Here is an 11,233-nt window from a genome sequence, read left to right on the forward strand (position 1 = left end):
ATTGACTACTATATTTGGACATAAGAAAACCCCACAATCGTTAGATTTATCTGTCTAACAATTGTAGGGCACTTCAACCGCGACTATCTCTTCTATTTACATCCGACTCGCTGCAAGCCACAATCTCAGCATGTGATAAATGACAACACCCATTGCCCCCACAAAAAGTGTGCCACTCGCGTAATAAAGATAATACACTACTGGATGTTTCATGATTTGGCCCCCTTACTAGTTAAGCACAGCCTAACACGGCGCACAAAACTCGTCCGCGAGTTTTACCAAAATTCAGCGACTAATCTAGGTGACCTAACCAACCGGTGAGGCCTCTCGTCGACGGGCAGCTGCCACAATTGCCTCTTGTTGTGCAATTGTGGCCGTAAATTGACGCATCAGGTCACGTTCGATGACCTGCGCACCATGCTCCTGAGCCCGGCGCGACACCATTTGAAACTTCTTACGTTCAGTCAATAAGTCTTCCGTTAACATATGGCTCCCCCCAAAAGAATTCGCCAGTGTTCTGTTACCGTTAAGTACATTATATACATTTGATCCGAAGCGGTCTAGGCTTATTTTGAATTCGATACAAAAATTTTACAATCGTAGTTTTCAGCCTTTTGCATTGGTACTTAGACGTTTTAGGGGCGTTACGAATTGAGCACCATGGCACCAAATAATAAGATGTTTTATAATTGGTCTAGGTATTGTGTGCAACCGTTTGACAACTGGCCAAATCTTGGATCTCCACAATGATTTAGTCTATCAACGGTCAGTGGTTTGGGTCCACAACCCGCTCTGCATATTGATTGTCTTTCCCCGCTAAACAGGGTAACCTTAGGGTAAAGTCAAAGGAGGCCACACGCATGCCAACTGATCGTGAAAAGTTTCCGCCCCTCTACCAGACCATTGCCGCTAATGACGATGGCTTAGAGGGCCACGCCTACATTGCCGACGGTGGCTTAGATGTCTTAACCAGCGATCCCCTCAACGACCAACCTGGAACCAATCCTGAGCAACTTCTAGGACTGGCACTCAGTACCTGCCTCAATGCCACCCTGGCGGCCATCGAGAAACGTGACGGTTTGCCCCACACCTCCCAGGTTCACACTCAAGTCGAATTTGCCCGCGACTATCGGGGATTTCAGTTCTACTTGACGGCGCGGGTGACCATCCCCGGCGTTGATGCCCCCACAGCACGGCGCATGGTGGATCTCGCCGAGCGTCGCTGCCCCGTCGCTAAACTTCTTTCCGGGAATGCCAACGTTCAAATCGTCTTGGTTGATCACCTTAACTTCACGACGCCCACGGCCTAATGCCACCCTGGTTCAAAATAAAAATGGACCACACGCCCTGACAATCCGTCAGTTTGTGTGGTCCATTTGTCATTCTTAATGCCGTGTAAAACGTTGCTTGACGCGGTTCCACCACGAGTTTCGGGCGTTCGGTTCACTGTAGACAAACGACCGATTCTGCCGTGCCGACCGCTTGTCATCGTGGCCATCTTCCATGAAGACAATCTTGCGCCAGCGCTTTGCCTCTTCATCACTCATGCGCTTTTTGCTCATTGACTTCAATCTCCTTCTTACCCAGCGCTAGTCCACTGGTTCTCTGTAGCCATCTTACCGCTACTTTTTCATGCGGGTAACCTGACTGAATTCACGAATGAAATCCAGCACCTCATGAACCCGATCGTCCCCATACAAATCGATCCAGCCTTGAAACCGGCTGTTGATCCGCTGGCGAATCACCCGTTCAGCACGGGTGCCAGCTGGGGTCGCCAAAAGGTACAAACGTCGCCGATCATTCTCGTCCGGCCGTTGTTGCAGGTACCCCTGCTTTAACAACACCTTAATTTGCCGAGAGATCGCACTCCGCGTCACCTGCCGTTTGCTCGCAATATCCATCAACGTCACGTTGGTATTCTGCGTGATATCACGCAAAATGAGGTACTGCTCAAAGGACAAGTGAAACTCCTTGGCTGGCTCAGAGACGAACTCACCTAAGTACTTGATTGAATTCATGTAAACATCAATGAAGGCGTCCAACAGGGACTCTTCCTGTTCAGCCATGATTACCCCACCTACAATTCTCAAAATACGATTTTTATATTAGCATTTACGCCTGACAAATACCAGCTTTTTCCGCCCGTTACCGCCTTGGCTAGGGCCAACCTATGCTAAACTAGAGTTGAACACAAAGGGGGAGCTATATTATGAAACATTTTATAACAAGTGTTCTTGCCCTAGGAACCCTAACGCTCCTAGTTGGTTGCGGTCAAACAACCACAACCAACCAAAAATCCAGTCAAACCCAGACCAGCAAAAAGGCTGTCAGTCATGCCAAGCCGACCTCAAGTTCATCTAGCCAGCCGATTACGGCGACCTTCAAGAACCAGGCCTTTACCATCCAACACGTGACCTTCAAGCTTACTGGTCAACAGGTGACGGCCAGTTCAACGGCTAACCGCCAGTTGTTCGTTCTCTATTATACCGTAACCAACCAACAAGGTAAGTCGATTGTGCCCAGCGATCTCTGGGAATCTGCGGTCAGTGCCACCCAAGATGGGCACACACTCACCACTGGCAATCTCGCCTTCACTACCGATCAGACTCAGGATAACAACCGGTTAAACCGAACGGTGATGCCGTTAGACTCTGGTAAGTCTGTGACTGGTCTGGCCACATTTGAACCCAAAAATCAGGATCCTATTACCGTGACCTTCAAGGATAGCAACGGTCACACCATTCATCAGAGTCGCTACCCAATTTCTTAAAATTTGCTGTCGAAAGGATCCAATTATGACCGAACTTATTGAACGCATTCATCAGATTGAACTTGGCAACTTGACCCAATTTATTGACCTGTGTGACCACCTCGACCTGTCCTACTTCATGATGGGTGGATCGCTACTGGGCGCCGTTCGCCATCAGGGATTCATTCCCTGGGACGATGACATGGACGTCGGCATGCTCAGAGCCGACTACGACCGCCTCCTGGCCGCCGCACCCGCTCTCCTAGCAGATACCCATTATTTCCTTCAAACGCCTGCTAGCGACGAGAATTACGGCCTCAGCTATGCCAAACTGTTAGACCGGAACACTTACATTGAAGAAAAGAATAATGTCAACAGCGCACGCAAGGGAATCTTTATCGATATCTTCCCCCTGGACCGCATCTCAGATGATCCCAACCAGCAGCGTGAACAGATGGCCAAGTTTCAACTGTTAAATACTCGGATCCTGTTCCAGCTTCGTTACCATCTGGTAGACACCCCGCTGCGCAAGTTTCAGTCGGGACTCAATCCCGACCAGTTAGCCGATGCGCGTTCCCTGAAGGCCGAGCGGCAAGCCGTGATGACCCAGTATGAATCCAACACGGCGTTACCTCGGGTGAAGAACCTGGCTTCGCAATATGCGTACGCTAAGGAAACCTTTACCGTTGCGGAACTAACCGACTTAACCTCCCTGCCCTTTGAGCAGTTGACTGTTCAGGTTCCGGCAAATTATGCTAACATTTTGACGCGTATGTATGGGGATTACATGACCTTACCACCGGCCAATCAGCGGACGGAGAAACATCTAGAAAAGGTCATCATGGATAACCAAGTCTTTACCGACTAAATTAGAAAAGGGTGATGGGTTTATGGCTGATAACTATTTTGGCGCCATGCTGGTAAACGTCTCCAGTATTGAGCTATCGATTGTTAACTTAAAAACGGGGACGCAGACCGAGCGAGTCCGCTCTACCGTCGCTATTGGGGAAAACATTTACAACCATGAGGCAATCAATTTTGAAAACGTCGACGAGGCTGCGGAAGCCCTCCGCGGATTTCTGCAGATCATCAAGGACTATGGGATCACCAACTACCAACTCTGGGGATCGCAAGCCCTCTCGGCTGCACCGAATGCCGAGTTCATTCGCGACCAAATTCTGAGTAGAACCGGCCTCAGTATCAAGTGGCTGTCGCTGGCTCAAGAATCCTTTGTTCGAAACGAAGCGATCGCCTTGAAGTTCAAGCCGTACCCACAACTCGTAACCAAGAGTGCCGCCATTATTGGCCTCAACTCTGGGAGCACGACCTTCTCCTTCTTTGCGGATAGCCAGCTGGTCGCGTCACACAATATGAAATTGGGGCCTATCCGAATCAAAGAGGTGCTCCAAAATCTGCGCGCCACGGCGCCGAATCCAGTTGACGTGCTCGATGACTACATCAATAGTAAGGTCGACGACTTCTACCGATTCTTACCCAAATCCCTGCGGACCACGCCGAATCAAGTCATCTTGGTCGGCGCGGCGCCACTCAATAATTACTTTATTCCGACCGGCGAGAATAGTCGGACCTTGACTCGTAAACAATTTGCTTCATTTACTCATCAAGTCATGGATGCTTCTAATCAATTCTTGATGGAAGAACTCCATCTGACCGAAGAAAACGTAGAACTCGTCCTCCCAGAAGTGTTGCTGATTCAGAAACTTCTGACGGTGGTTCACGCGGATGCCTTACATCTGGTCAACCTCAACGTGCTCGACGGCCTCACCACTAACGAGCAGATCGCCGCGGGCTACCACCCTAACGAACATTTCGAGGAACAAATCATTGCCGCAGCCACCGACCTGGCACACCGTTACCGCGTTGAACCGCATCACATGGCTTTGGTCACCCACTTCTCGTTACACCTGTTCGACCAACTGAAGTCGCTTCACCATCTGACCAATCGTGACCGCTTGTTACTTCAAGTCGCAGCCATCGTTCACGATATCGGCGGCTTCATCGACACCCACGAACACTATTTACACTCCGACTATGTCCTCAAGCAATCTGAAATCTTAGGACTTTCGGCGGAAGAAACCCAGATCATTGCGGCTGTGTCGCGCTATCACAGCACACGGACGCCGGCCGAAGACCTGGCACACTTCCAGCAACTCACGCCTGACAAACGGTTGATCGTGGCCAAGCTGGCGGCTATTTTACGCCTGGCCGACGCCTTAGATGACGCCCACCAGCAGACCATCAGCCGCATCTCCGTTTCCGTTCGGCCAAGTAAGGTCATCATCACGGCCTTTAGTGACGATGAGTTGTCGTTAATTCACTGGGCTTTCAACTATAAAGCGCAATTCTTTACGGACGTTTTCGGATTAAAGCCCGTGCTTAAGCAGAGGAGGTCTCACAAATGACGGTTAATTTTGACAAACCAAAGTATTACACCAACCGAGAACTAAGTTGGTTGGATTTTAATGACCGGGTACTGGAAGAAGCACGAGACAAGGCGAACCCTCTCTTAGAGCGCGTTCGTTTTCTCGGCATTACCCAGAGTAACGTCGACGAATTTTTCATGGTTCGCGTGGCTTCTCTTTCCAAGTTAGCCGCGGTCAACTATGCCAAGCCCGATGCTTCTGGTTTAACGGTCAAGGACCAATTGATCGCGGTCAACCAAAAGGCCCACGACCAAGTGGTCAAACAGTATTCCACACTCAATCGCATGTTACTGCCGCTGCTGGCGAACCTCGACATCCATTTGAAGGAACCCGGCGATCTCACCATACAACAGACTCGGTTCATCGAAAAATACTTCAACGATGAAATTTCCCCGGCTCTCACACCCATGGCCGTCGACAGTTCACGGCCCTTCCCATTTATTGGAAATAACACGTTGAACTTGGCCTTACGGCTCTATAAGAATGGTAATAAGAAGGACAAGCGTTTCGCCACCGTCCAAGTTCCTGGAATTTTCCCACGGACCGTGCGGCTTCCCGGTGCCGACAACGACTTCATTCTCCTCGAAGACATCATTAAAACTTATATTGGCAATCTCTTCGTGGGTTATGAAGTCAAGGAATCCGCCACCTATCGGGTCATTCGTGACATGGACTTGGACGTCGCCGAAGAAGATACCTCTGACCTTTTAAAGGAAGTTAAACAACAACTGAAGCGCCGGGAACACGGGAGTGCCGTGCGCCTGGAGGTTGAAGCCGGCATCACCAACGCCCTGCAACAACGACTAGCGGGCCTGATTAAGATCGATGACTACGCCGTCTACAATATCAGTGGTCCTATTGACCTGACCTTCCTAAGCAAGTGGACCAAGCAGATCAAGGGGCCAGCCGACCTCAAATACCCGGCCTTCAGTTCCGCTAAGATGGCGGGCGTCACCGCCGACGATGATATTTTCAAAACGATTCGTCAACACGATGTCCTCCTTCACCACCCTTACGACAGTTTCTCAGCAGTAACCGAATTAATTCGCCAAGCAGCCTATGACGATGAGGTCTTGGCCATCAAGATGACCCTCTACCGGGTGTCCGCCAACTCGCCTATCGTGAAATACCTAGGCTCCGCAGCTCAGAATGGCAAACAGGTGACGGTCCTGGTCGAAGTTAAGGCCCGTTTCGACGAAGAAAACAACGTCCACTGGGCGCAACAACTTGAAAAGATGGGCTGTCACGTGATCTACGGACTCATCGGCCTCAAGACTCACTGTAAGCTCACCCTGATTGTTCGCCGTGAACCCGATGGTATCCGACGTTACATGCACATGGGTACCGGGAACTACAACGACGTCACCGCCCACTTCTACACCGACCTCGGATTGATGACGACTAACACGGACATGGGGATCGACGCCTCCAACATTTTCAACATGCTGTCAGGATACTCCGAACCCCCTTATTTCCATCAGCTCCACATGTCACCCGATGGTATCCGCGAATTTATCGCCACAAAGATCGACCAGGAGATCACGAACGCCAAGGCCGGACAGCCAGCTTGGATCGAAATGAAGATGAACTCGCTGTCCGACTCCGACATGGTGGCCAAGCTCTACGAGGCCTCTCATGCGGGCGTTCACGTCAAACTCATCGTGCGGGGGATCTGTTGTCTCAACGTGGGTATTCCGGGCATCAGTGACAACATCGAGGTCCACTCGATCGTCGGACGCTACCTGGAACACAGCCGAATCTATGGCTTTGCCAACGCGGGTGACCCCCAAGTCTACCTGTCCAGCGCCGACCTCATGACACGGAACCTCAACCGTCGAGTGGAACTCCTCTTCCCAATTCTGCAGGAGAACCTGAAGCAACGGGTCTTTGACATTTTTGCAACGCTCTGGCATGATAACGTCAAGACTAGAGTGTTGTTGCCGGACCGGACATTTGCTCGGGTCGACCGGCGCGGCTTAGAGCCGCTCAACGCTCAGGCGGACTTCATGGACCAGGCAACCGTGCGGAATCAGGTAGCAACGGCACGACCAGCTCAGGCGAAGAACGCCCCGCGGCAGTTCAAACCGATGCTCAGCCCGAAAAATCAACCAAAATCCCCCATTGATCGGAGTCCTCAGTAATGGAAAACTTAGTCGTCATTGACTTGGGTTCGAATTCGGTTCGTATGACTATCAGCGAAATCGATGGTGATGGCAACCATAAAACCATCGAACAAGTCAAACGTTACGTGCGTTTATCAGAAAATATGGGTGAAGAGCGTCTGCTCCAACCCGCTGCTATCGAGCGAACCCTCGCTGCCCTCGGTGAATTCAAGGCCATCTACAGTAAGCTTAAGAATCCCGACATCCAAGCAGTCGCCACGGCGGCCGTTCGGCAGGCCAGCAATCAGAAACAATTTCTCAAATTGGTTAAGGATCAGTTTGACCTGTCGTTTACGGTCATTTCTGGGGCCCAGGAGGCTCGCTACGATTACCTCGGGGTCGTTAATACCCTCCCCATCGTAAATGGCTTACTGGTCGATACAGGCGGTGGTTCGTCCGAATTGATTCTGGTGCAGAATCGGCAAATGAAGCACGTCGTTTCTATCCCCTTGGGATCGGTAACCTTATCTCAAGCCTACCTAGAAAGTGATGTGGTCAAGGCTGATTCACTCTTCGCCGCCATGACCTTCGTCAACAACGTCCTCAACGACGTCTGGTGGTTACGCGAAGCCACGAACCTCCCTGTCATTGGCTTGGGTGGGGCTAACCGAACCCTGGCCAAGATTAACCGTCGGCGCAAGAACTTCTTGAATTTCGAGGATGTTCACGGCTACAAACTTACCGCTGATGACGTTTACGCCACTTTGACCCAATTACTTGGTTTGGACCTCGCGGGCCGCAAAAAAGTTCCTGGATTATCCAAGGACCGGGCTGACATCATCGTGGGCGGTCTCATCCCCGTAACCCTGCTAATGCGGTTACTCGACTCGCGGCAGATCACCTTCTCCAATGCTGGACTGCGTGATGGCATTCTCTTCAACCGAATCAATGAAATCAAGAATGACGCTAAAGACTAAAGAGTGTGACAAGCGGCGGTTAGTCAATGAGCATTACCGTCGATAGACGAATAACCCCAGGCTTGGATTGCTTATCTATCGGGGTTAAGCGGAGTTGACTGCCGTTTCTCACACGTTTCAACTATAGATATTCGGCGCGCAAAAAAAATCCTGAGATTGTTGTCTCAGGATTTTTTAGATCTAAATTAGTGTCGGCCAAAATACCACCAGGAACCCCCGAGAACCACGATAACAATGGCCAGGCTACCGCCGAGTAAGCTCATCCAATGGGTCTTTTGCTTAGGAGCCTGATCGGCCGTATCTGCCTCCTGAGAGGCTGTGGCTGACGACGTCGAGGCTTGTGAACGATTAGATGACACCTTCGACGCTGTGGCAGCTGAAGCCGATGCCGCTTTTTTCTTTGCCACCGGTTTCTGTGACGAGTCACTTGTCGTCGCCGACTGCGTCTGTTTAGCCGCTGTAGTCTTGGTTGCTGGCGATTGTTTCGTCGCTGTCGCTTTAGGCTGTGACAGTGCCGGCAGGTTAGCTGTCTTGAAGGCCAGTGTCAGCTTATGTGTAGCCTTGTAAACCCCAAGAACATTTATCGCCAGTTTGGCCGTGATATCGCGATTCAAGTGCGTCGTGGTAAACGTATAGAACAATAGATAGTTTCCCGCGCTGTCCCGCGATTTTTGAACATTCTGTGGCGTCTGACCAGCTATCTTGAGGACCCGGACCGGCCATTTATTCAAATGCTTGGCCGTCTTGATTTCCATTGTAACCTGATAAGCATGCTGAACAATCTGGACCTTAGCAGGGTGCACGAAGTATTTTCCCGCCATCGAAGTCTGTGACGTCCCATATTTCAGCGCCGTATAATCTAGCGACTGGGCGTGCCCGATCACTGGCCACCCCAAACCAACTAAGATCAACAGGCTCATTAAAAGCCAACGTTTAACGCGCTTCACGAGTCCAGCCTCCCCTCCAGATAAGACTCAAACTGAGTAAGATTAGGCCGACTACCGTCCCCGTCTTGGAAGCCCGGTCACCGGTGGCTGGCAATTCCTGTGTGGACCGATCAGGTGTCGTGCTAGCCGTTGGCGTTGCCCGTGTGGTCTTACTTGGTAAGGCCGCCACCTGAGCAGCCTGCGCTTGATCCGCAGCACCACTGGCCGCAAATTGAAAGCGAACCGGGAATACCTGACTCATGTTCAGGGCAGGCACCGTCACGTGAATCTGACCTGGAATTAATTTAGCCGTCAACTGGCTCAGCTTATTTATCTTAAACCAATAGGACATTGTCTCATTTTGTCCAGATTCGCCGTAAGTCACGTGACTGGCTGGAACCGATTGACCATTGATGCTCTCAGGTACGACCGCTCGAGCCCCTAATTTAAGGGACTTGGCGTATTGAACGTTCAGTGTAATCCGATAGCCCGTTCCACTGGGCGTCACCGTGGCCACGTTGGTGTAATACTGGTTAGCCTGCGACGCACTCATCTTGTCTCCCTGTAAGACCCGATAACGCCAATACTGTTTCGTTGCCGGTGTCTCGGTCGTCGTCTTTGTTGTCGTGGCCGCCGGGATCGTCGGGGTAACCGTCGCGGTTTTAGCCGCCTGTTGCGCCAGTGTCGTCCCCGCTGCCAGCAGATCCGTCGTCGTAACGCTGTCGCTGAGTTGCTTAGCCTTGGCCCAATCTAACGCAACTCTGGCGGCCTCGGTCATCTTGCCCACCGGGGTTGTTAACTTGAAACTCGCCGCGAGCGGACTCTTTTGACCCGCAATGGTTACTTGGTAAAGGGCCTGTTTGTCAACCGTCTTCACGACTGCTGCCGGTTGATCGGCCACAGTCATGGATGAGATAAACTGAGCGCCGTTACTAGTCAGAATCAATGTCGTTTGCGCCCCCGTAACTCGAGCCACTGCTTGGGATCCAAAAAATTGATTGGCTGTCGAGGTTGTCTCTTCCTTTTCCTTTAAGATCTTGACTGGAACTTGATAGAGACCATCCTTAACCGTTGCCGCTTTGGCCACGATACCGGTCCCCAGTAGCCAGGCACAACTCACCGTCAGTAGACCCAGGAGCAGTGTTCGCCAACTTTTTTTCATGTCGACTCACTCCATTCTTTGCTAGTTAGTGTTTGATAGTCAAACGGCCACCGTTTCGCGGTAGCCGTTTTGACTTATTTCACTTTAATCGTCTTGGAAACTGTCTTGTAACCGGCCTTAGATGCCGTAACCTTCAACTTCCAGTTCTTCTTCACGGCTTGCTTCAATTTCACCTTGTAAGTGGCCTTCTTGCTGGTTACCTTACCCAATGTGGTCTTGCCATGCTTGACAGTTACCTTGGCGCCCTTGGTGGTCTTACCGGTAACCTTCTTAGCCTTGGCCTTCACCTTTGAGGTCGTCAAGGCGACCTTTGTGGTTGCCTTGATCGCACTGGTCTTAAACGTCAATTTGGCCGACTGGGTCATGGTCATCTCTTGGCCATTCATCGGCACGACGAGGGTAAAGCCTAAGGCATGACTGGTTTTCAAGTTCACCTTACTAAACGTATAGGTATTCCCGGTACTGTGAGCGGTCACTTTAGCCGCGTGACCATCCAACGTCATGGCCTTGATAAACTGGTTCCCGGCTTTGGTCGTCGTCAAAGAAACCGTGGCTTGCTTACTCTTGACCGAAACCTTAGCGGTTAAATTAAAGTATTGCGCCGCTTCGGACGCGGTCGTCGTACCAGTCTTGTAGATATGTACAGGAACGCTATACTTCCCATTCGGCAATTTAGCGGCGTTCAACGTTGCCGCTTGAGCAACCGTCGGTGTGGTGACCGTAGCTAGCGGCACACCTGCCCCGACACCTGCCAACATGAGGGCCGCACCCAACACTGTCATTGTTTTCTTCATCATGGGAGATTGTAAAATATAACCGAACACTTGTAGACAAAAAAGCCCATAGAGGCCTTTAATAGAATTACCACAACAC

The 11,233-nt window shown here is 50.9% G+C and carries 12 protein-coding genes; 6 read left to right on the top strand and 6 right to left on the bottom strand.

What is annotated here, in order from left to right:
- Nucleotides 1-306 precede the first annotated feature (306 nt).
- The gene (locus tag OCU14_RS10815; RefSeq protein ID WP_057878664.1) at nt 307-486 is read right to left on the bottom strand and encodes a hypothetical protein; all 180 of its coding nucleotides are present in this window, start codon (nt 484-486) and stop codon (nt 307-309) included.
- Between the two features lie 374 nt (nt 487-860).
- On the opposite strand from OCU14_RS10815, the gene OCU14_RS10820 reads away from it, so the two are divergent.
- The gene (locus OCU14_RS10820; RefSeq protein ID WP_261811035.1) at nt 861-1,310 is read left to right on the top strand and encodes an OsmC family protein; all 450 of its coding nucleotides are present in this window, start codon (nt 861-863) and stop codon (nt 1,308-1,310) included.
- A 75-nt stretch (nt 1,311-1,385) separates the two neighbouring features.
- Here the strand turns inward: OCU14_RS10820 and OCU14_RS10825 are convergent, their stop codons facing one another.
- Both OCU14_RS10825 and OCU14_RS10830 read right to left on the bottom strand, forming a co-directional pair.
- Nucleotides 1,386-1,562 carry a hypothetical protein gene (locus OCU14_RS10825; protein WP_261811036.1) on the bottom strand — a complete coding sequence of 59 codons (177 nt, stop codon included), beginning with the start codon at nt 1,560-1,562 and terminating at the stop codon, nt 1,386-1,388.
- A 60-nt stretch (nt 1,563-1,622) separates the two neighbouring features.
- The gene (locus tag OCU14_RS10830) at nt 1,623-2,066 is read right to left on the bottom strand and encodes a MarR family winged helix-turn-helix transcriptional regulator (RefSeq protein WP_057878666.1); all 444 of its coding nucleotides are present in this window, start codon (nt 2,064-2,066) and stop codon (nt 1,623-1,625) included.
- A 143-nt stretch (nt 2,067-2,209) separates the two neighbouring features.
- Between OCU14_RS10830 and OCU14_RS10835 the strand changes: the two genes are divergently transcribed.
- Genes OCU14_RS10835 through ppx form a run of 5 tightly spaced genes read left to right on the top strand, consistent with a single transcriptional unit; the run spans nt 2,210 to nt 8,272 of the window.
- A complete protein-coding gene (locus OCU14_RS10835) occupies nt 2,210-2,770 on the top strand; it encodes a DUF5067 domain-containing protein (protein ID WP_261811037.1) in 561 nt (186 codons plus the stop codon).
- 25 nt (nt 2,771-2,795) lie between these two features.
- A complete protein-coding gene (locus OCU14_RS10840; RefSeq protein ID WP_261811038.1) occupies nt 2,796-3,617 on the top strand; it encodes a LicD family protein in 822 nt (273 codons plus the stop codon).
- A gap of 22 nt (nt 3,618-3,639) precedes the next feature.
- Nucleotides 3,640-5,172: a Ppx/GppA phosphatase family protein gene (locus OCU14_RS10845; RefSeq protein WP_261811039.1), complete on the top strand. Its 1,533-nt coding sequence runs from the start codon at nt 3,640-3,642 to the stop codon at nt 5,170-5,172.
- On the top strand, nt 5,169-7,334 hold the full coding sequence (locus OCU14_RS10850) for an RNA degradosome polyphosphate kinase (RefSeq protein ID WP_261811040.1): 2,166 nt from the start codon (nt 5,169-5,171) through the stop codon (nt 7,332-7,334). Before OCU14_RS10845 ends, OCU14_RS10850 begins: the two co-directional genes overlap by 4 nt.
- On the top strand, nt 7,334-8,272 hold the full coding sequence (ppx, locus tag OCU14_RS10855; RefSeq protein WP_261811041.1) for an exopolyphosphatase: 939 nt from the start codon (nt 7,334-7,336) through the stop codon (nt 8,270-8,272). The genes OCU14_RS10850 and ppx overlap by 1 nt, the downstream gene beginning before the upstream one ends.
- A gap of 185 nt (nt 8,273-8,457) precedes the next feature.
- Here ppx and OCU14_RS10860 read toward each other — a convergent pair whose 3' ends face one another.
- From OCU14_RS10860 to OCU14_RS10870, 3 genes are all read right to left on the bottom strand, one after another.
- A complete protein-coding gene (locus OCU14_RS10860) occupies nt 8,458-9,219 on the bottom strand; it encodes an NEAT domain-containing protein (RefSeq protein ID WP_261811042.1) in 762 nt (253 codons plus the stop codon).
- Complete coding sequence (locus OCU14_RS10865) at nt 9,206-10,360, bottom strand: NEAT domain-containing protein (RefSeq protein ID WP_261811043.1); 1,155 nt, start codon at nt 10,358-10,360, stop codon at nt 9,206-9,208. Before OCU14_RS10865 ends, OCU14_RS10860 begins: the two co-directional genes overlap by 14 nt.
- A 74-nt stretch (nt 10,361-10,434) precedes the next feature.
- Nucleotides 10,435-11,233, bottom strand: a 799-nt coding sequence (locus OCU14_RS10870; protein ID WP_261811044.1) for an NEAT domain-containing protein, incomplete at its 5' end; no start/stop codon positions are given.

The organism is Levilactobacillus humaensis (genome assembly GCF_024345185.1).
GTDB classification, from domain to species: Bacteria; Bacillota; Bacilli; order Lactobacillales; family Lactobacillaceae; genus Levilactobacillus; species Levilactobacillus humaensis.

Excerpts from the sequence above, each read along its gene's own strand:
- OCU14_RS10835 (WP_261811037.1), top strand. The coding sequence starts at position 2,210 with ATGAAACATTTTATAACAAGTGTTCTTGCCCTAGGAACCCTAACGCTC.
- OCU14_RS10820 (WP_261811035.1), top strand. The coding sequence starts at position 861 with ATGCCAACTGATCGTGAAAAGTTTCCGCCCCTCTACCAGACCATTGCC.
- ppx (WP_261811041.1), top strand. The coding sequence starts at position 7,334 with ATGGAAAACTTAGTCGTCATTGACTTGGGTTCGAATTCGGTTCGTATG.
- OCU14_RS10845 (WP_261811039.1), top strand. The coding sequence starts at position 3,640 with ATGGCTGATAACTATTTTGGCGCCATGCTGGTAAACGTCTCCAGTATT.
- OCU14_RS10815 (WP_057878664.1), bottom strand. The coding sequence starts at position 486 with ATGTTAACGGAAGACTTATTGACTGAACGTAAGAAGTTTCAAATGGTG.
- OCU14_RS10850 (WP_261811040.1), top strand. The coding sequence starts at position 5,169 with ATGACGGTTAATTTTGACAAACCAAAGTATTACACCAACCGAGAACTA.
- OCU14_RS10865 (WP_261811043.1), bottom strand. The coding sequence starts at position 10,360 with ATGAAAAAAAGTTGGCGAACACTGCTCCTGGGTCTACTGACGGTGAGT.
- OCU14_RS10825 (WP_261811036.1), bottom strand. The coding sequence starts at position 1,562 with ATGAGCAAAAAGCGCATGAGTGATGAAGAGGCAAAGCGCTGGCGCAAG.
- OCU14_RS10840 (WP_261811038.1), top strand. The coding sequence starts at position 2,796 with ATGACCGAACTTATTGAACGCATTCATCAGATTGAACTTGGCAACTTG.
- OCU14_RS10830 (WP_057878666.1), bottom strand. The coding sequence starts at position 2,066 with ATGGCTGAACAGGAAGAGTCCCTGTTGGACGCCTTCATTGATGTTTAC.